Here is a 20,224-nt window from a genome sequence, read left to right on the forward strand (position 1 = left end):
TTTAGAACGTTACTTAGAAGTTCACACTGTGATATAAATTGAAACGCCGTATACGAGACCCGTACGTACGGTGTTGTGAGAGGGGCGAAAATAAGTCAACTTATTTTTCCTCTACTCGATTCAAGGTAGATGTATTCGAGTTTAATGTATACGTTATTAATAATATTATAATGATTTTAAGTTTTTTCATAATATTATTGACATTAATGTATACGTTAATATAAACTTTAGACAATAGTTGGAAACTTCAATCATATGTTAGGGAGGTAATTTTATGAGAATTTTAGAGATTAGAGAGAAAGCCGTACCAATTAAATCTAGCATTAGTAATGCATACATTGACTTTACTAAAATGACGGCTTCCATAGTTGCTATCGTAACGGATGTAGTTAAGAATGGAAAAAGAGTAGTAGGATATGGTTTTAATTCAAATGGCCGCTACGCACCAAGTGGAATTCTTCGTGAACGTTTTATCCCACGCTTATTAGAGGCCGAGCCTAACGATTACTTAAATGAGGAAGGAACTAACTTAGATCCTCATAAAATTTGGGATATTTTAATGACTGGCGAAAAACCTGGCGGCCATGGAGAAAGGTCTGTTGCTGTGGGGACTCTCGATATGGCTGTTTGGGATGCCATAGCAAAAATTGAAGAAAAGCCGCTATATCAACTTCTTGCTGAACGATATAGAGGTGAACAGCCCGATGACAAAGTATTCGTTTACGCAGCAGGTGGCTATTACCAACCTGGAAAAGGATATAAAGAACTTCAGAATGAAATGCAAGGATATCTAAATTTAGGCTATTCGGTTGTTAAGATGAAAATTGGGAACTCTTTAGAGGAAGATCTTCGAAGAATTGAAGCAGTGTTAGAAGTAGTTCCGTCAGGTCAATCCCTTGCAGTTGACGCAAATGGTCGATTCGATTTAGAAACGGCAATTAAATATGCGGAAGCACTAGAACCTTACAATCTGTTTTGGTATGAAGAAGCAGGAGATCCACTAGATTATGAGCTTCAAGCTGAGCTTTCTAAACACTATAAAAATCCAATGGCAACTGGCGAAAATCTATTCTCTATGCAAGATGCCCGCAACCTCATTCGCTATGGAGGAATGAAATCTGACCGAGATTATTTACAATTCGACTGTGCACTAAGCTATGGTTTAGTCGAATATATGAGAATTTTAGATATGTTAAAGGAATATGGCTGGTCTCCACGCCGTTGTATTCCACATGGTGGACATCAAATGTCTTTAAATATTGCTGCTGGCTTAGGATTAGGAGGAAACGAATCTTACCCGGGTGTGTTTGAACCATTTGGAGGCTTCGCTGATCACATTCCTGTTGAAAACGGCTATGTTGGTTTACCTGATGTTCCAGGTATCGGCTTTGAAACAAAAGCTCCATTAATCAAGCTGCTTCGCTCATTAGCAGAATAACAATAAAGGAAGTGCCTAAAAATGCTTATTTAATGCATTCTTGGGCACCTTCTTTTTAAATATTCTAAAAGCTGAAGTTAGCGTCTATTGACTAATGGCTAATGTTTTATTAATGAAATTAATTACTTCCGCTTTTCTTCGCCTTTTTTTTGGAGAATAATTTTTTGATATTTACAATTATATTTAAGATGAATGGATAGACAAATACTAAACAGAATGCAATTTCTCCAAAAAGATAAGTCATTTCTTCAACTTGTGTTCGAGTTCTTATAAACAAAGATCCAATAAAAACGATGGCTGCGAAAATAATGATAAACTTTTTTTCGGTTATATTAATCATTCGAGTTAAGCCACGGTAAGCAGACCATGCGTATAGACAGAGATTTGGTAAAATAATAAGCATCCAAAAACAAATCGTAAGAAGTTCAATTCTTTCAAAGAAGGGAAGATGAACAATACTAAACAAAGTTAATGTTGCCCATACGGCTCTCTCAAGTTGCTCCCCACTAAAGAAAGTTAGGGAAATTAACATAACGAAAAGATAAATCGACAAGGTTGATAATAATCCTAAATGAACATATTTTTTTGCTTTATTTTTTTCCTTAACGTATGGGTAAAGCACGTTAAATACTTCAAATCCTACGATTGTAAACGTCATGGAATAAGCACCTTTTAGTATGCTAATAAAGTCATTATCAAATACTGGCAAAAGGTAGTTGACGTTAGAATATTCTAAAGGATATAAGAGTACAATTAGAATCCAAAGTGGAAGAATGTAGCTAAAGAAACAAATGCCAATCATAACCCTAAGCCCACCAGTAAAAGTATAAATTACGAGAATGAGTAATGTAATAGTAATAAATGATGGACTTAAAAAAGGGAATACCCATGTATTAATTACTTCCGTATAATTTTCGATAATGGCAAAATAAACCAAAAAACAATAAATAATCAAGATTAAATTAATTAAATTACCGATATACTTACCAAATACGTCTAGATGTATCCCATAAATATCATCTGAATCATACATCTCTAACGTTTTAAACATAACAAAAACCACAATATGTGCAGCAAGAAAACTTAAAATAATGGATATCCATGCATCTTGTTTTGCATCTTTAAAAATGATGCTCTGAAATCCATGGACTTCTACGCCAATTTGAACAGCAGTTGTTATAAAAAAGAGAAGTGAAGCGTTAAACATTTGACTACGATCAATTTGTAATTTTTTCACTATTTCACCATCTCTTCAGCTTTAAGCATTAAAATTTTGTATTTTACGACCTTCTTCATATCTCATTCCAAAGGGAATTTATATTTTACATAGTTTCCACCATTTATAAATTTATTCTGTAAATATGTAATATTGAAAGTTAATTATTAGAGGAGAATTTCTAGAGTTAGATAAGGTAAAGAATGAGATGATGATTATGTTTAATAGTCAATTATTTCTTCTTAGGATTTCTTAGTTTTCTCAATTTATTAAGACTTTAAACGTAAAAGGGCGTCCATTACTTTGGTATGACGAGGGGATGTATAATCCACAAGCTTAAGGCATTTCAATTGCGAAGAGGTGTGATTATGCAGAGGACGTGATTATGTAAGAAGGTTGTCCAGAAATTTTTACTTTTTGGACAGCCTTCTTTCATAATTTAATTGGGGAGCTATGGTCATCGGAATTGTTAGTTGTTTTGTTTGAAAGTACTATATTAGAGCTATCGGGCATGTTCTAGTAAATAAGTTAATGCTATATTTAATTCTTCTAAAGAAGCATAGGCATAGGAAAGACGTATATGATGTAAATCACCTGAATCATAAATATACCCAGGATTAATTAAAACGTTCTGATTAAGTAGGTCCAGAAATAATCTCTTATTTACAATAGGTTCATTAAATCTTAGCCATATATAGAAACCACCCTCTGACTTTCTCCAAGTAGCGATTTCTTTGAATTGTTGGTCCAGTATATTCTCAACGAATATAGCCCGTCTTTTCAATTGTTCCCGAAGTGTAACTAGGTGTCTTTCATATAAACCAGTTGAGATCCAATGTGCCACTATTTCTTGGGAAAAGGCACTGGAACCATAATCCGTTTGCATCTTTATGTCAGCTAACCGTTCAATTACAGGTGAAGGAGCTACAATCCAGCCGATACGCAACCCAGGACTTAGTGTTTTAGATACACTCCCAATATAAAGTACTTGTCCTGATGCATCAAACGACTTTATGGCTGGTGAAGTAGGTTCAAATAATAGTTCGTGGTATACATCATCTTCTATAATCGGTATTTGCAACTCATTGCACACATTATATAAATTTTTCTTTTCTTCTAATGACCAGTTATACCCGGTTGGATTGTGCAATGTTGGTACACAGTAATATAAAGATTGTCTTTTTCTTTTTAAAGTTCTCATGTTGTCGCTTAAATTTGGATTACGTGAAACCGGAATCATATGCATTCCTGCCGACTGAAATGGATGGACAGAATTTAAATAGGATGGCTGTTCATGGAATACTACTGAGCCTTCTTCTAATAGTCCCATTGCAATTAATTGAAGTGCTTGAAGCGCACCTGAAACGATAAGGATGTTCTCCGGGGACGTTTGGATATCACGTTTTTTTAAATAATTGCATAATATTTCCCTTAGTTTTAAACTTCCTTGTGGTGAAGAATAGCCGATAGACTTTGCGTCAAGAGAAATTACTTTTAATGACTGTTCAATTTGCTTTGTTGGAAGTAGTTCTGGCGATAGTTCACCTGTTCCTAGACGTATGACATGGTCATATTGCTCATATTCATTAATGAGTTGAATCGTACGGTAGTTTGGTTTATAAATACTTGATTCAATATGCTGCTGCCAGTTAGGCTGAGATCTATCCAATAGTACATTCCAAGAATTGTTGGCGACAAATACACCAGAACCCATTTTAGATTCGAGCATACCATCCGCTTTTAATTCTTCAATTGCAAGTTGCACGGTGCTCCTATTCACATTAAATTGCGCTGCTAGTTGGCGCTGTGTTGGAATCTTTGTTCCAACAGTCCAATCCCCACATTCTATACGAGATTTTATCCAATCAACAATTTGTTCTTGAATAGTTAAATGAGAAAGACGACTCGGTTTCCACTTCATTTAATCTTCTCCTAAATTGGATGGATTAAAAACCATCCAATTGGTTGTTTTCTTTTAGTTGTATCATAGTACGATAGTAATTAAAAGGGAGTTGATAATATGGATGCCATTCTTCATGGGATAATCCTAGCATTTGGCCTTATTTTGCCTTTGGGAGTACAAAATGTATTTGTTTTTTCACAAGGAGCTACACAGCCTAAACTACTTCAAGCTTTTCCTGCGACTATAACAGCTGCACTGTGCGATACACTGTTAATCCTCCTAGCCGTCTTTGGGTTGTCAATTATCGTACTGCAATTTGAATGGCTGCGACTTGGCCTAATCATTGCCGGAATATTATTTTTACTTTACATGGGCTATGCCATTTGGCGATCTGAACCAACAACAGAAACGAAAAAAGCATTGCCAATCCAGCAGCAAATTATTTTTGCATTATCGGTTTCATTTTTAAATCCTCATGCGATTTTAGATACTGTTGGTGTTATTGGGACAAGTGCATTAAAATATGTCGGAGTTGAACAAATACTATTTACCGTTGCTTGTATTGCAGTATCTTGGATTTGGTTTTTTGGTTTAACGCTCGTGGGTGCTGTTATGAAGAAGTTAGATGGTAAAGGCGGATTAATGAAACTTTTCAACAAATGCTCCGCCTTATTTATTTGGGGAACAGCTATATATCTATTTATTGGCTTAGTTAAATAACATGAAACAGCTCTTTATACGAAAGCTTTTGAATACATAGATATTAGTAAAAAGAGGTTGTTTATTATCTATGAGCAACTTCTTTTTATATAATGTCCGAAGTTGGAGATATTGTTAAAATCGTATGTACATTAAGTTGTTTAAACTTTTCTAATCATTGGCGAAAAAAGTGATTGCTGTATTTTAAAAATTATATATCTAACTTTAATAAATTTCTGAATTGATTAGCTGATTTACTTTCTGGTAAAAAACCGCTCTGAGGATTTTCAGTAAAAGTAATCCATTGCCAGTCTTCACCACCGACAAAAGCAATTCTTGACCATTTGTCTATAAAATCGATGAAATTATCTCCTAATTTAAAACCATGTCCTTCACCATCTCCATAGCTTAAATAGACGACTGGGGCATCATCACAGTGATCTATTAAATCAAAGGCTATGCAGTCTCCATCGCCGACCTCATAGAAAGCTAATTTGTTATGCCATACTTTATCGTACGGATCATCTGGATTTGAAAAAAGTCCTTCAACGCTAAGGTTTTTACCATCATTAATTTGTTTTAAAAAATCCAGACTCCAGCTAGGTGTTCCACAAAAAATTTCGCTAAATTCACCTTCAAGTTTGTAGTTTTCAGGGAAGAACCAACGAAAGTTAAATTCTGATGAAAACTCCAAAAGAACTTTCTTAAAACTTTTGGGTAAAATTAAGTCTAATTGTCTTTCACACTTTTCAATTTTTTCTTGTGATGCAGGTGGTCCAATGGTTAACTCTGAGATTTCTCCACCTATGTCACGTATTCGTTCAACTATTGTTTCAATTCTCTTATTAAACAATTTGTAGTCCATTTAAACATCCTCTCTTTTTGTCAAATTATATGGATCAGACTAAAGGGTGGGTATAGATAGTTAGGATTAAAAACATTAAGTGTGATGTGTAAAAAATAAGTATGAAAAGATATAGAAAATTGGTGCTTAAGAAGCAATGAAATATATCTATTATTAGTTAAGATGAAAATTATTGTTGAAATACATATGATAACCAACAAAAGTTCGAGCATAATTCCCAAAGAACTAGTATCGGATATCAAATCTATTAAGTCATTAAAATAAGACATGATAAATCCCTACTAAAAATAAATATAGTTACTACTTATTTTACCATATATGTAAATGTATAAGAGGTTTGAATTTCAGGTAAAGAGATAACCTCTATAATAAAATAATAATTCACTTCCCGTGCTATTTTAGTTATGTAGATACATGTAGCAATCATCCGATTAAAAAAACATTTATTTTTATATGTATAGTGAGCTGTATTTAGACGTTCTGTGGCTTACTAGACTTAAACTAGATAATGCTTCATATACGAGCATTAATCTAAAAAAACAAGGGTAAAATAAATTATCCTAATTGATTTGGAGTGAACGTGTTTGAAAAAGGAAGAGAGATTACATGAGGTTAATGACCAGGCAGCATTAAATAATAATTTGGATGCAGCCACTTTACAAATGAATACGACAATTGCAAAACAACATGAAAAACCAAAGGCTAATAAACAAATTTCGCAAAAGAATAATGAAAAGAATATTCATTAAGTTAAAATAGAGGCTGGGACAAAACTAAAAGACGCCATTTTTCTTGATGAGAAAAATGACGTTTTTTTGCTAAGTGGAAAACTGATTTCCGTTCCGGGGACGCGCATCCAGGGCTGGCCCAGAGCCTCCTCGTCGCTACGCTCCTGCGGGGTCTCGAGTCACGGGCTGTTCCCGCAGGAAGCTTTGTACCTGACGCTTCGCTTTCGGTACAGAAAAACATTGCTCTGTAGCGAAAGGCGCAGCCGGCAGCTACACTCGCCCCTTCACTCCAATCAATTTTCAAAAAATATCAAATTATTATTAATGATAAAAGCGAATTCTTACAAAAAATCCACTTATGTCCCAGCCCCTTCTTTTTCTTATTCCTCTTGTATAAACCTAACCTCATCATAACCGCATTCTTTACAGACCATTAAGTGCGGGCAAATTTGATCCTTTGCAGTATTAGGATAGCCATCACCCATTTTTACTGTTTCCTCATCATTATAATGACCATAAGGATCTAAAAAGTCGGATACCTTTCCTGAATCTTCAAGTCGTGTATGACAATTTGGACAATTAATTTCCAGCACTTTTAATGAATTACATAAAGGACATACTGCCAAATCCAAATCACTCCTTTTATCTTAAAGTTAGTATTGGATTTTTTAGCAAAGCTATGTTAATAAAATAAGGAAAGTTTAGAAAAGGACCTTTTAGAAGGTCTACTAAACAAATTATTAATAAAAAAGCTGTCCAGAAATTGAACTTTCTGAACAGCAACAAATTCAAAAATATTAACTTATAACATGAAAGACGAAATTAAAAAGAAATAGACCAGCGATTACATACATTGGAAGTGTAATTTCTTTCGCCTTACCAATTGCAATTTTTAAAATTGGATATAGGATAAAACCTACTGCAATTCCATCTGCAATACTGTAAGTAAAAGGAATTAGAGCAATGATGAAAATGGCCGGAAAGCTTTCACTTAAGTCTTCCAAATTTAAATGACGGATATTTTGTAGCATTAATCCTCCGATAATAATTAATATCGGTGCAATCGCACTATTAGGAATAAGCTTAATAATCGGGATGCAAAACGCAGAAAGTAAAAATAAAAGTCCCGTTGTAACTGCTGTTAAACCGGTCTTTCCGCCTGCTGCCATACTTGCTGTACTTTCAACTGCTGAAACGGTTGGACTTGTCCCAAATAAACCAGAAAGCATGGACGACACGGAAGTAGCTTGAAAAGCACGTGGGAATTTTTCCGAACGATTGATAAACGATACATGCCCTGATACAAGTCCAATGTTTTCAAAGACAAGTACCATGGTTAGAGAAAAGACGGCAGTCCAAAAAGTTAATGATAGGATACTATCAAATGACATCGCACCGAAAACACCCATATAATCAGACAATGAGAATGTCTCTTCTTGCGTTTGTTGGAAGTTTACCAAACCAAATAGCCATGCAATGAAAGTACCCACAATCACAGTAATCAAAAAGTTACCTGGAGTGTTGCGAATAAACAAGAAAATGGCAATAAGGAAAGTTAAAATGGTTGCAATTACTTGGGGTTCCCCTAAATTACCAAGAGCAATAATCGAGTTTGTCCCCTTGACAACAATTCCACCCTTTTCAAGTCCGATTAACATTAAAAATAGTCCAAGCCCCACTGTAATGGCCTCTTTTAAGGACTGGGGAATTGAATTACTTAAGACAGTCGAAAACCGAGAAAACGCGATAAACATAAAAATTAAACCTGAAACAAAAACAACAGCCAATGCTTCCTGCCAAGTCATGCCCATAGATTGAACAATGGTATAGGAGAATAAAGCATTAATCCCCATACCTGGCACAATAAGAATTGGGACATTAGCCCAAAATCCCATAATTAAACAGCCAACGACGGACGAGACAATTGTCGCTATAATAGCTGCTTCTAGTGGAATTCCAGCTTCCGATAAAATCAATGAATTTACGGCAATAATATAAACGATTGTAAAAAATCCGATTATCCCCGCTAATACTTCACGTTTCATGGTTGTCGCATTTTGCTCAAGTTGAAACAGTTTGTTAAACCAGTTTCCTTTCATGATGCTACTACCTAACTATTCAATTAGCCCTCTCCCTACCCGCTTTCCCTGAAAAATCAGGTAAGCCACAGAAAAGATATTAACATAATTTTTTTACCTCGCCAATAGATTGGGCATTTTGAGGTATTCTTGAACCGCAAAGTAGGACCTTCCTTTTAGAAGAACCAAACGTTATTTAGAATTGTCTCATTTTAATTATAAAATATTCAACTACTCAATTAAAATTCAATCATTTCCTGTTTTCTTACAAGTTTTGTTTGTGCTTGCTCTATCATATCGATAAATTTCTCTATATCATCGTTATAATGCATGGCATAAATTTTTCTACGAAGATTTTCTGGGTAATAGTCAAGCACTTCCTGCAATGTCGCATGTGCACCGTTAAAAGTAAAGCTCACATCTTGGAATATGGCAGCCGTGTTTTGATCGACTTGTCCAAGGAGATTCGCATCCTGTAATCGCTTTACATCTCCTGAAAAGACAATATTTAAATCCTTCCAAGCTAGTTTAAAGCCAAAACTTAGCATACCTTCAACATGTGCATTACTTGTGTCAAAAATCGAAAATGCATAATCTCCAATTTTGTAAGTTTCGTTGTCATTTAAACAAATAAAATTACAAAAATCATCTACAGTACGCCCTTGATTTTCTAATCCGTTTCGCAATAATGCTCTTAAAGAAGGAAGTAATTTTTTATGAACGATGACAGTTGTTTTTTTCGGTGCATGCTTGCCCTCTTCAAACTGCCAATAACGCTGCAGCACTAATTCCTCTAGACCTCCTACATGGTCAAAATGAAGGTGTGAAATAAAGACAAAATGTATATCACTATAATTAAATCCAGCTTCAAATAAGCTGTAACGCAAAGTAGTCCCTGCATCGATTAACATGTATTTTTCGTCTAAATGAATGATATAGTTATTATGATAATTGCTTTTCGTAAAAGCGCCACCAACACCTAAGGGATAAATTTTCATATTAAGTACTCCTTATTAAATTTGTTTTCATATCGTAAAATAATGGTAAGATTAATGCGAAATCAGAGTTGTCATTGAATAATTATTTTATTATATGCATTTCTTTAATTGTATCAAACTAATTTGGGGGAATAAAAATGAACGTTGCCATTTACTGCGGTTCACAAACAGGAAAAGATAAAATCTATATAGAAAAAGCAAAAGAATTAGGGGAACAATTAGCGAAAGCTTCTATTGGTATTGTATATGGCGGTTCAAATGTAGGCCTAATGGGCGCTGTTGCAGATGCAGCATTAGAACATAATGGAAAAGTAATTGGAATTATGCCAGAGCATTTACAAAAGCGTGAAATTGCTCATTTGAATTTAACAGAAATTCATTTTGTTGATTCAATGCATGTTCGAAAAAAGAAGATGATTGATTTATCAAATGCATTTATTGCGTTGCCGGGTGGCTGCGGTACACTGGATGAATATTTCGAAGTGTTTACATGGGCACAGATTGGCTTACATAGTAATCCAGTGATTTTATATAATATTAATGGATTTTATGATGCAATCATTGCTCATTTCGAAAAAATGTTTGACGAAGGTTTTATTAGACCGGAGCAAAAAGATATTTTACAAATCGCTACAAAGCCTGATGAGATTTTATCCATTTTGAAGAAAAGTTAATGAAATTAATTTTAAGTAAAAAGTTAGTTGATGATTTCCCACCTTCTAACTTTTTTCGTTCAAGGGTTATAAAAAATAATAAAAAATTTCAAAACATTAAAAACATAGTTGACTAATCGGAAAAGTGAGATTAAGATATTATTAATTTAATAAATAATAGTTGATTGGAAAAACCAAAGACTACAATTTTTCTCTTTTTTAAAAGAAAGGGGATTATTGTGGTCTTTTATTTTTTAGTGTTAGTGCAAGATACAGTCCCTCTAGGTCGCGGTCTGTCTTCGATAGAAAGCTGAAAGGATACTTTCTATCCGGGTCTTCTGATTTACAGAATCTGACTGCTGCCTGTTGCAAGGACGAAGCACAGGGGCGCTTCCACTTTTCTTAATTAGGAGGATAAAAAATGAAAGACTACAGTTATGTTTCACATTTAGAATGTCCAAAGTGCGGTGAAAGATATGAGGAAAATAAAGTACAACAATTATGTAAATGTGGTTCACCATTATTAGTTCGTTATGATTTAGAAAAAGTTAAAGCAAATGTAACGCGTGAAGATATAGCAAAACGTCCAAATAGTTTATGGCGCTATCACGAGTTGCTGCCTGTTCATGATGAAGAGAATGTAGTAACACTTGGTGAAGGTATGACACCATTTGAAAAGCTTCTATCACTAGGAGCAGAGTACGGATTAAAAAATTTATATATCAAAGATGAAGGTATTATTCCAACTGGATCTTTTAAAACTCGCGGAGCTAGTGTCGGAATTTCAAAAGCTAAAGAGCTAGGTGTGAAGCAACTGGCGATGCCGACAAATGGCAATGCAGGTGCTGCATGGGCCTTATACGCTGCAAAAGCAAATATTAAGGCAACGATTGTTATGCCTTTAGATGCGCCACAAATTACTCGAAAAGAAGTATATGTTGCTGGTGGTGACTTACATCTAATCAATGGGTTAATTAGTGATGCAGGTAAGGTAGTAGCTAACCTGGTTCAAAACCAAGGAGTATATGATGCTTCTACACTTAAAGAGCCATACCGTATTGAAGGTAAAAAGACGATGGGCTATGAAATTGTTGAACAATTTGGATGGAAAGTTCCAGATGTTATTTTATACCCTACTGGCGGTGGTGTAGGCATCATCGGTATTTATAAAGCAATTCTAGAAATGCAGGAATTAGGATGGATTGAAAAAGGAAAATTCCCTCGCTTAGTTGCTGTTCAAGCTGAAGGCTGTGCACCAATCGTAGAGGCATGGAAAAAAGGTGAAAAGGAATCTACTTTCTTTGAAAATTCGACAACATGTGCATTTGGAATTAATGTACCTAAAGCATTGGGAGATTTCTTAGTCCTTGAAGGAGTTTATGAAACGAATGGCTGTGCCATTGCAATTTCAGAAGAGGATTTATTACAAGCACAAAAACAAGTGGCGGCATTAGAAGGAAACTTTATTTGTCCAGAAGGTGCAGCAACATTTGCAGCTGCAAAAATTTTACGTGAACAAGGCTGGATACAAGAAGATGAACATGTCGTATGTCTTAATACAGGATTGGGCTTAAAATATCCTGAAACCGTTGAAATCGAGGGTGTTCAAACACTTCAACCTGGACAAAACTTTTTCGTAAATAATTAATTGTTAGCTGGTGGGAAAATTGACGATAGATTGGCAATACTTTGTAGAGGTTTTACCGCACTATAAAACAGCGCTATGGCTAACGGTGAAGCTTGCAGCGATTGGAATCTTGTTTGCTATAGTAGTCGGAATGATTTGTAGTGTTATTCAGTATTTCAAGGTTAAGGTTCTTAATCAAATTGTACAGGTGTATTTAGAAGTTGCTCGCAACACACCGCTATTAATACAATTATTCTTTTTATACTATGGCTTGCCGAAAATCGGGATCACTTTAAGTGGTGAGCTTTGTGGGATTATCGGGCTTACGTTTCTAGGTGGGAGTTATATGGCTGAAGTTTTCCGGGCTGGAATGGAGGCTGTTTCCAAATCCCAAATAGAAACAGGGAAAGCAATTGGTCTTAGCAATCTACAATTAATGCGCTATGTCATTATCCCACAAGCATTTTCCTATAGTGTTCCTGGATTTGGTGCAAACTGTATCTTTCTTATAAAAGAAACTTCTGTTTTTAGTGGTATTGCAATTTTAGAGCTTACAAACACAACGAAAAACCTAATGGGGATCTATTATAAAACGAATGAAGCGTTATTAATGCTTGTTATTGGTTACTTAATCATTTTACTCCCTTTAACATTGTTCTTAACTTGGCTAGAAAGGAGAGTTAGACATGCTGAATTCGGGAATTAGTGTCCTGTTTGAGGGTACAAATTTCCTTCGATTATTAGAAGGACTTTTCGAAACTTTACGTGTCGCGCTCATAGCAGTTGTTATTTCAATCGTTATGGGAATCATTATTGGAATTATTAGAACATCAAAAAATAAGCTAGTTCAAATTCCATTTAGAATTTATCTAGAATTGTTCCGAATCATCCCAATTCTAGTTTGGTTATTTGTTATTTATTATATTGTTCCAGCAAATTTTGGCCTGGAATTAAGTTCAGAATTAGTTGCACTTATTGTATTTAGCTTATGGGGGGCAGCGGAAATTAGCGATATTGTACGTGGTGCAATTATTTCACTGCCAAAGCATCAAGTAGAATCAAGCAAGGCGCTTGGGCTCGGTGTAGTTCAAATGTATCGCTACGTGCTCATCCCGCAAGCAACGAAGCGTTCCATACCACCTATGATTAATTTAATAACACGAATGATCAAAACGACTGCTCTTTTAACAATGATTGGGTTCGTGGAAGTTATTAAAGTAGGTCAGCAAATTATTAATGTAAATAATTTAGAGCATCCAACCGTTTCATTTTGGATATATGGTTTTATCTTTTTCTTATATTTTTGCATTTGTTTCCCATTATCCCGTTTTTCAAGAAAGCTGGAGCAAAAATGGGCAACTTAAGGAGTTGTAAGTAAAATGGCTGAACAGGTTCCTATTTTACAAGTAAAGGGTCTCGTGAAAAAATACGGCGATAAAGTCGTTTTAAATGGTGTTGATTTACAGGTTGAAAAGGGAAAGGTTATTGCAATATTAGGACCCTCTGGCTGTGGAAAAAGTACGTTCCTGCGTTGTCTTAACGGCTTGGAAGAAGTGCAGGGTGGAGATATTTTATTAGAAAACAAAAGTCTTATTAGTAAAACCACTAAATGGCGGGATGTACGTCAAAAAATCGGAATGGTTTTTCAAAGTTACGATTTATTCCCTAACTTAACCGTAATGGAGAATATTTTATTATCTCCGTTGAAAGTGCAAAAACGTCAGCGTGAAGAAGTTGAAGCACAAGCAAAAGAATTACTTGCACGTGTCGGTTTAGCTGATAGAGCAAATGATTATCCTAGACAGCTATCTGGTGGGCAAAAGCAACGTATTGCTATTGTCAGAGCCTTGTGCATCAATCCAGACATTATGCTGTTTGACGAAGTAACAGCCTCACTAGACCCAGAGATGGTTCGAGAAGTATTGGATGTAATTGCTCAATTAGCAGATCAAGGCATGACGATGCTTATTGTAACGCATGAAATGAACTTCGCTAAATTGGTGGCTGATGAAGTTATATTTATGGATAAAGGAAGCATACATGAGAAAGCCCCTGCACAGCAATTCTTTTCAAATCCACAAACTGAACGTGCACAGCAGTTTCTAAATATATTACAATTTTAGGAGAGAAAAGTATGAAGAAAAATTATTTATTATTATTATTTCTAGCTGTTTTAACTCTAGCTTTGGCAGCTTGCGGAAGCAGCGAATCAAATTCCGGTGATTCACAATCAGATACGACTTCATCAATTGATGAAATTAAAGAACGAGGTACATTGCGCGTTGCTGTATTTAGCGATAAACCACCATTTGGTTATGTTGATTCAAACGGTGAAAATCAAGGGTATGATATTGTACTTGCTAAGCGTCTTGCAAAGGATTTATTAGGCGATGAGTCAAAAATAGAGTATGTTATAACAGAACCTCAAGCACGTGTAGATTTATTAAAATCAGATAAAGTTGATATTGTGTTAGCGAATTTTACTGTAACACCAGAACGTCAAGAGCAAGTTGATTTTGCAAATCCGTACATGAAGGTAGCAGTTGGCGTTGTTTCGCCAAATTCAGCGCCAATTGAATCGGTAGAACAATTAAAAGGGAAGAAGTTAATAGTTCCAAAAGGTACAACTGCAGAAACTTATTTTATGAAGAACCACCCAGATATTGAACTTGTAAAATATGATCAAATTACAGAAGCTTTTGAAGCATTAAAAGATGGACGCGGCGATGCAATGGCTCAAGATAATGCATTATTATTTGGTTGGGCTAATGAAAACCCAGGTTTCTCAGTTGCATTGCCAACACTAGGAGAACAGGATTACATTGCACCTGCTGTAAAAAAAGGGAATACAGAATTACTTGAATGGCTAAATACTGAACTTGAAGCTTTAGGTAAGGAACAATTCTTCCATAAAGCCTACGATGAAACTTTAAAACCAGCATTTGGCGAAAACATTGTTGCGGATGATGTAGTTGTAGAAGGTAAAGTAGAGGAATAGTAACGATAGAATAATGAACTAAATATTAAGAACAAAGGATGAAATCAAAATGGTTTCATCCTTTTTTATATGTACCTTTAATTGCCTTATGGGATTAAAGAAAAAAGTCTATATTTATATTTTTGAAGTGAATGAACTCAAGACCAAGTTGAGCAAATACCGGACTGATACATTAATTACAAATATTTATACTATTTCCAAAATTGTTATTGTATTTTTTTAGATCATATTCTAAAATCATTGATAATGATAATTATTATCAATTAGTTAATCCGGTTTGTAAATTGGGGGCGTGTTCTTGAAAAGTAAAGAAATTGGGAGAACGGGTAACATCTACTATGTTGTTATCTTTCTATTAATAGGTGCCATTATTTTATCAGCAGTTTATTCCGTATCAATCGGACAAGTGAATATTCCCTTTAAGCAAACTATGGATATATTATTGCATTCCTTAACAAATGGTAGATTGGGGTCGCTCGATCAAGTAGAAAGCGAATCCTATCTTAATATTATTTTACAAGTAAGGATGCCTAGGGTTATTTATGCACTTTTAATAGGGATGGGGCTTTCACTCTGTGGAACTGTTATGCAAGCAGTTGTACAAAATCCACTCGCTGATCCATATATTCTTGGTATTTCGTCAGGGGCTTCTTTAGGAGCCACATTTGCTATCTTAGTTGGGTTTGGAAGTGGGGCATTTTTATCTCAGTTTGGAGTAGCATTCGGAGCATTTGTTGGTGCCATTTTCGCTTCGATTGCAGTTCTAGTTTTATCTAGCATAGGCGGCAAGGCAACATCAGTGAAGCTCGTTTTATCGGGGGTTGTACTTGGAGCATTATGCAGTTCTTTCTCGAGTCTGATTATCTTTTTTGCCAATAATGCTGAGGGAATAAAAAGCGTTACTTTCTGGTCAATGGGAAGCTTAGCATCATCAAGCTGGGATCGAACGCCTATTATGGCGGTTATTGTTCTCCTTGGATGCGGCATGTTTCTATTTCAACATCGAGTATTGAACACGATGCTGCTAGGGGATGAATCCGCGATTACGCTTGGTATTAACTTAAGTGCTTTTCGTAAACTTTATATGGTTATTACAGCCCTTATTACAGGTACAATGGTTGCCTACGCGGGGATGATTGGCTTTGTTGGTCTTATAATCCCACATATTTCAAGAGGCATTTTTGGGGCTGATCATAAACGATTAGTGCCAGGAGCACTTCTTCTAGGAGGTCTATTTTTAATTTGGGCTGATATTTTGTCTAGGATATTAATACATAATGTAGAATTGCCTATTGGGATTATTACATCTGTAATTGGCTCACCTTTATTTATCTACATGATAGTTAAAAAAGGCTACAACTTTGGAGGGTAAAAATGGAACTTGTTGCAAAAGAAATGGAAATCAGGATTGGAAAAAAAGAAATTATAAAAAACATGTCCATTCACGTAAAAAAACAACAATTTGTAGGTTTAATAGGACCAAATGGGTGTGGAAAGTCAACTTTGTTGAAAAGTATTTATAAAAGCTTAACTCCTCATAAGGGCAGCGTCTTTTTAGATGAGGTTGATGTGTTGAAAACTTCTGAAAAAAAAGTTTCACAGCGTTTAGGAGTCGTAGGTCAATTCAATGAAATGAATTTTGACTTGACTGTACAGCAAATGGTCATGTTAGGAAGAACCCCTCATAAAAAAATGTTGGAGTCAGATAACCAGGAGGATTTTCAAATTGTGGAGGAAGCTTTAGTAAGAACTAATTTAATTGATTATAAAAATCGTAGTTTCCTATCGTTATCTGGCGGTGAGAAGCAAAGAGTAATTTTAGCAAGGACCATTGCACAACAGCCTAAATTTATGATTTTGGATGAACCGACTAATCACTTGGATATTCGTTATCAAATTGAAATTTTATCTTGTGTGAAGAGCTTAAATATTGGAGTATTGGCAGCTCTACATGATTTAGAAATGGCCGCACATTACTGTGACTATATTTATGCAATTAAAAATGGAGAAGTGTATGCCCATGGTACACCCAACGAGGTGCTTACGTCGGAAACGATTGAAGCATTGTATCAAATTAAATGTCAAACATATATCAATCCAGTAACGAAGAATTTAGGCTTTGCCTTTGGACTTTAATAAGGAGGAAAAGAAATTGAAAAGAAAATTATTGTTTGGCTTCAGTATAGCAGCAATCTTAATTCTTACCGCGTGTGGAAGCACAAGTAATACGAGTTCAACAGAAGCTTCAAAATCGAAAGAACATTATCCGCTAACGATTCAAAATTATACAAAAGCTGAAGGCAGCACTACATGGGAAGAAAAAGATCAGGTGTTCGAAAAAGCACCAGAGAGAATTATGGCAAATACTAGACCAGCAGCAGAATTATTATTGCGTTTAGGTTTAGGAGATAAAATTGTTGGGGTTGCTGCAGACTTTGGGGCACCGGACAAAACAGTAGAAAAAGAATATGCAAAATTAAATATCTTAAGTGATGGCTATGTTGGAAAAGAAGTAACATTAGGAACTAACCCGGATCTAGTTTTCGGTAGAGGGGGATTGTTTGAGAATGAAGATTGGGGAGTCGGGACAGTAGACTCGCTGAATGAAATGGGAGTTAAAACATATGTCCTTGAATCTTCTGTACCTGGGGGAACATACGATTCTGTCTATAAAGATATCGAAAATTTAGGGGAAATCTTTAATGTACAAGATCAAGCAGAAAAATTTATTGAAGAATTGAAGGGACGACAAGAAGCTATTACTACTAAGTTATCAAGTATTAAAGAGGAAAGAACATTTGCTTATTTACATATAAGTGATCCAAATGAAATAAATGTTTACGCAGCCCAAGATGAAACATTCTTTAATGATGTGTTTAATATGGTGAAGCTAGATAATATATTTAAGGATGCAACGGGAGAGGTAAACATTGAAATGCTTATTCAGGCTGATCCAGATGTCTTAATCATTCCGGATTGGACTTCGCACGATAATTTAAGTGCAGAAGAGTTAAAAGAAGCCCTTTATTCTAATCCAAAGCTATCTAGTATGAAGGCAATCAAAAACAAACAAATTTATGCAGTAGATTACAACTATATGTTTGGATATGGATACAACATGATTGAGGGGATGGAAATCTTAGCGAAGGAAATGTATCCTGATTTATTCAAATAATAGCTGGAGTTATAAATGTAAATATAAAATGAAAAAGCATTAATGGTTAATACCCCTGTCAGGTGAGAAATAAATCTATACAGGGGTATAAATAAATTTAATTTAAAATAATAGCTACTAGTAATGGAATCGTCATTAAAAGCAATACTCCGAAGCTCCATAATATTTGTTTTGTAGTAGACATATTTTTAGGTCGAATGCTGATTGTATCATACAAATCATTTACCGCTCGCTGTTCTTTTTTATATAGCATTTTTTGAAATTTATCATAATCTTCTATATAGGAATATGGCGATTCTAACCCAAACCGAATGGCGCGAACATCATCTGTAACATCTTGATTATCATGGAAATAAAGAATAGTTGGGGCGAGCCCGCCTGTTGATTTCGCAATAACTTCGATATCATATGTTGCCATTTTATATCCTATTTCACCATTTTCTTTCTGGTACTGTGTAATTAGTCGATTGAATTTCATCAATGTCACTCCTCATCTTTAATGTAAAATAATTTTTTTGTAGAAGAGCCTTTTCTATAACGACATTGTAACCATTTCATTTATTTTTAATCGTAATATAAAAGCTTGAAAATCGAGAATTATAAATCAAATAATAAAAACCTATTTAACTTATTTTATTATTCATATATTATCTAAATTATTACAATATTAAGAATTAAGGGGTGTGAATATGGCAACAATTCAAGAACGTTTTTTTGCTTTACCAACAACAGCAATATCTGATGCAACAGGTGGACATACAAATATTGATTCAAGTATAAAACCTCTCTCAGATCATTTTAAAGTTGCTGGACGAGCTGTTACGGTTCGATTGCCTGATGGGGAAAACGGTGCAGTGCTAGAAGCGATAAGTAAAGCGCAAAAAGGTGATATATTAGTCATTGATGCAAAAGGTAATAAAAACAGAGCGGTAGCGGGGGATTTTGTTATTTCTCTTGCTAAGGGATTAGGTGTACAAGGCTTTGTTGTAGATGGAGTAATTCGTGATATTGCAGCAATTCGAAAGCTTGATTACCCAGTGTTTTCATTAGGCACAACAGTTGCTGCAGGACATAAACATGGTGGCGGTGTTGTAGGTGTACCGATTTCAGTTGGCGGTGTAACAGTTCACCCAGGAGATTTTATTATTGGTGATATAGATGGAGTCGTTGTCGTACAGCAGGAGGAAGCTGAGCAAATAGCTGAAGCTGCTGAGGCAAAATTAACAAAAGATGAAGCACGAGAAAAAGAAGCACTTGCAAACGGAGAAGAATCTATTCGAGCCTACTTAGCAAAGGTATTGGCTAAATAAAAGAAGAGCCGCGAAAACATTTCGCGGCTTTAAAAATATTTATCAGTTTCCTAATGAATTAATTGAATTTGTAGATTTACTTTTTCAATTTTTTTATTTATGACCTATAATCTCTAATAAGAATTATTAGGGAAAATAAAACGCGCTTTAACTAGTATTGTTTAAAGTACCTTCAGCATTGTATAATAAGCTTTTAAAAATAAAAAAACGTTACAGAATAAACGTAACGAGTGCGTTAAATGTATTAAAATAAAAATGGCGGAGGAAGAGGGATTCGAACCCCCGCGCGGTTTAACCCGCCTGTCGGTTTTCAAGACCGATCCCTTCAGCCGGACTTGGGTATTCCTCCGTTTCGACAAAAAATAATATAACATGTAATCTAAAGTAGGTCAATAAAAAAGCTAAAATAGACGGTACTGACCATCATTTTTGAGACAATAAGAAAACACCCTACTTTACAGTTAGTTGACGGTATTTTACCGGCGATTGGCTGTTTAGTTTCGTTTGAATACGGATATTGTTATAATAATTTATAT

General features: G+C 35.1%; 21 protein-coding genes and 1 tRNA gene. 13 read left to right on the forward strand and 9 right to left on the reverse strand.

Annotated elements, in window-relative coordinates; all coding sequences use genetic code 11:
- Positions 1-274 precede the first annotated feature (274 nt).
- Positions 275-1,438 (forward strand): mandelate racemase/muconate lactonizing enzyme family protein, encoded by a 1,164-nt coding sequence (locus tag EKG35_RS16980; protein WP_126295732.1) that lies wholly within the window; start codon positions 275-277, stop codon positions 1,436-1,438.
- Positions 1,439-1,556: 118 nt separating this feature from the next.
- On the opposite strand, the gene EKG35_RS16985 is transcribed toward EKG35_RS16980, so the two are convergent.
- Complete coding sequence (locus EKG35_RS16985; RefSeq protein WP_246020451.1) at positions 1,557-2,675, reverse strand: GerAB/ArcD/ProY family transporter; 1,119 nt, start codon at positions 2,673-2,675, stop codon at positions 1,557-1,559.
- Positions 2,676-3,156: 481 nt separating this feature from the next.
- On the reverse strand, positions 3,157-4,575 hold the full coding sequence (locus EKG35_RS16990) for an aminotransferase-like domain-containing protein (protein WP_126295733.1): 1,419 nt from the start codon (positions 4,573-4,575) through the stop codon (positions 3,157-3,159).
- Positions 4,576-4,674: 99 nt separating this feature from the next.
- Here EKG35_RS16990 and EKG35_RS16995 point away from each other — a divergent pair, with 99 nt between their 5' ends.
- On the forward strand, positions 4,675-5,277 hold the full coding sequence (locus EKG35_RS16995) for a LysE/ArgO family amino acid transporter (protein ID WP_126295734.1): 603 nt from the start codon (positions 4,675-4,677) through the stop codon (positions 5,275-5,277).
- A 190-nt stretch (positions 5,278-5,467) separates the two neighbouring features.
- Here EKG35_RS16995 and EKG35_RS17000 read toward each other — a convergent pair whose 3' ends face one another.
- On the reverse strand, positions 5,468-6,121 hold the full coding sequence (locus EKG35_RS17000; protein ID WP_126295735.1) for an SMI1/KNR4 family protein: 654 nt from the start codon (positions 6,119-6,121) through the stop codon (positions 5,468-5,470).
- 584 nt (positions 6,122-6,705) lie between these two features.
- Between EKG35_RS17000 and EKG35_RS21060 the strand changes: the two genes are divergently transcribed.
- The gene (locus tag EKG35_RS21060) at positions 6,706-6,870 is read left to right on the forward strand and encodes a hypothetical protein (RefSeq protein ID WP_185807802.1); all 165 of its coding nucleotides are present in this window, start codon (positions 6,706-6,708) and stop codon (positions 6,868-6,870) included.
- 359 nt (positions 6,871-7,229) lie between these two features.
- Here the strand turns inward: EKG35_RS21060 and EKG35_RS17005 are convergent, their stop codons facing one another.
- The 3 genes from EKG35_RS17005 to EKG35_RS17015 all read right to left on the reverse strand — a co-directional run bounded on the left by EKG35_RS17005 (position 7,230) and on the right by EKG35_RS17015 (position 9,925).
- Positions 7,230-7,475 carry a hypothetical protein gene (locus tag EKG35_RS17005; protein ID WP_126295736.1) on the reverse strand — a complete coding sequence of 82 codons (246 nt, stop codon included), beginning with the start codon at positions 7,473-7,475 and terminating at the stop codon, positions 7,230-7,232.
- A 171-nt stretch (positions 7,476-7,646) separates the two neighbouring features.
- On the reverse strand, positions 7,647-8,948 hold the full coding sequence (locus tag EKG35_RS17010) for an NCS2 family permease (RefSeq protein WP_126295737.1): 1,302 nt from the start codon (positions 8,946-8,948) through the stop codon (positions 7,647-7,649).
- A gap of 218 nt (positions 8,949-9,166) precedes the next feature.
- Entirely contained in the window at positions 9,167-9,925 is a 759-nt protein-coding gene (locus EKG35_RS17015) for an MBL fold metallo-hydrolase (RefSeq protein ID WP_126295738.1), read from the reverse strand.
- Positions 9,926-10,062: 137 nt separating this feature from the next.
- Between EKG35_RS17015 and EKG35_RS17020 the strand changes: the two genes are divergently transcribed.
- The 9 genes from EKG35_RS17020 to EKG35_RS17060 all read left to right on the forward strand — a co-directional run bounded on the left by EKG35_RS17020 (position 10,063) and on the right by EKG35_RS17060 (position 18,378).
- Positions 10,063-10,599 carry an LOG family protein gene (locus tag EKG35_RS17020; RefSeq protein WP_185807803.1) on the forward strand — a complete coding sequence of 179 codons (537 nt, stop codon included), beginning with the start codon at positions 10,063-10,065 and terminating at the stop codon, positions 10,597-10,599.
- 400 nt (positions 10,600-10,999) lie between these two features.
- Positions 11,000-12,226: a threonine synthase gene (locus EKG35_RS17025; RefSeq protein WP_126295739.1), complete on the forward strand. Its 1,227-nt coding sequence runs from the start codon at positions 11,000-11,002 to the stop codon at positions 12,224-12,226.
- Positions 12,227-12,236: 10 nt separating this feature from the next.
- A complete protein-coding gene (locus EKG35_RS17030; RefSeq protein ID WP_425462054.1) occupies positions 12,237-12,911 on the forward strand; it encodes an amino acid ABC transporter permease in 675 nt (224 codons plus the stop codon).
- The gene (locus tag EKG35_RS17035) at positions 12,892-13,569 is read left to right on the forward strand and encodes an amino acid ABC transporter permease (RefSeq protein ID WP_126295741.1); all 678 of its coding nucleotides are present in this window, start codon (positions 12,892-12,894) and stop codon (positions 13,567-13,569) included. Before EKG35_RS17030 ends, EKG35_RS17035 begins: the two co-directional genes overlap by 20 nt.
- A gap of 15 nt (positions 13,570-13,584) precedes the next feature.
- Positions 13,585-14,328, forward strand: coding sequence for an amino acid ABC transporter ATP-binding protein (locus EKG35_RS17040; RefSeq protein WP_126295742.1), 744 nt, complete (start codon positions 13,585-13,587; stop codon positions 14,326-14,328).
- A gap of 11 nt (positions 14,329-14,339) precedes the next feature.
- The gene (locus EKG35_RS17045) at positions 14,340-15,203 is read left to right on the forward strand and encodes a cysteine ABC transporter substrate-binding protein (RefSeq protein ID WP_126295743.1); all 864 of its coding nucleotides are present in this window, start codon (positions 14,340-14,342) and stop codon (positions 15,201-15,203) included.
- Between the two features lie 298 nt (positions 15,204-15,501).
- Positions 15,502-16,575, forward strand: coding sequence for a FecCD family ABC transporter permease (locus EKG35_RS17050; protein ID WP_126295744.1), 1,074 nt, complete (start codon positions 15,502-15,504; stop codon positions 16,573-16,575).
- 2 nt (positions 16,576-16,577) lie between these two features.
- Positions 16,578-17,339 carry an ABC transporter ATP-binding protein gene (locus EKG35_RS17055; protein WP_126295745.1) on the forward strand — a complete coding sequence of 254 codons (762 nt, stop codon included), beginning with the start codon at positions 16,578-16,580 and terminating at the stop codon, positions 17,337-17,339.
- 16 nt (positions 17,340-17,355) lie between these two features.
- A complete protein-coding gene (locus EKG35_RS17060) occupies positions 17,356-18,378 on the forward strand; it encodes an ABC transporter substrate-binding protein (RefSeq protein ID WP_126295746.1) in 1,023 nt (340 codons plus the stop codon).
- 97 nt (positions 18,379-18,475) lie between these two features.
- Here the strand turns inward: EKG35_RS17060 and EKG35_RS17065 are convergent, their stop codons facing one another.
- Positions 18,476-18,856 carry a sodium:proton antiporter gene (locus EKG35_RS17065; protein ID WP_126295747.1) on the reverse strand — a complete coding sequence of 127 codons (381 nt, stop codon included), beginning with the start codon at positions 18,854-18,856 and terminating at the stop codon, positions 18,476-18,478.
- A 211-nt stretch (positions 18,857-19,067) separates the two neighbouring features.
- On the opposite strand from EKG35_RS17065, the gene EKG35_RS17070 reads away from it, so the two are divergent.
- Positions 19,068-19,688: an RraA family protein gene (locus EKG35_RS17070; RefSeq protein WP_126295748.1), complete on the forward strand. Its 621-nt coding sequence runs from the start codon at positions 19,068-19,070 to the stop codon at positions 19,686-19,688.
- A gap of 256 nt (positions 19,689-19,944) precedes the next feature.
- Here the strand turns inward: EKG35_RS17070 and EKG35_RS17075 are convergent.
- Both EKG35_RS17075 and EKG35_RS21540 read right to left on the reverse strand, forming a co-directional pair.
- A tRNA-Ser gene (locus EKG35_RS17075) sits at positions 19,945-20,037 on the reverse strand.
- Positions 20,038-20,138: 101 nt separating this feature from the next.
- A partial coding sequence (locus EKG35_RS21540) for an IS3 family transposase (RefSeq protein ID WP_148103523.1) occupies positions 20,139-20,224 on the reverse strand: 86 nt, incomplete at its 5' end.

This window comes from Lysinibacillus telephonicus (genome assembly GCF_003966145.1).
GTDB lineage: Bacteria > Bacillota > Bacilli > Bacillales_A > Planococcaceae > Ureibacillus > Ureibacillus telephonicus.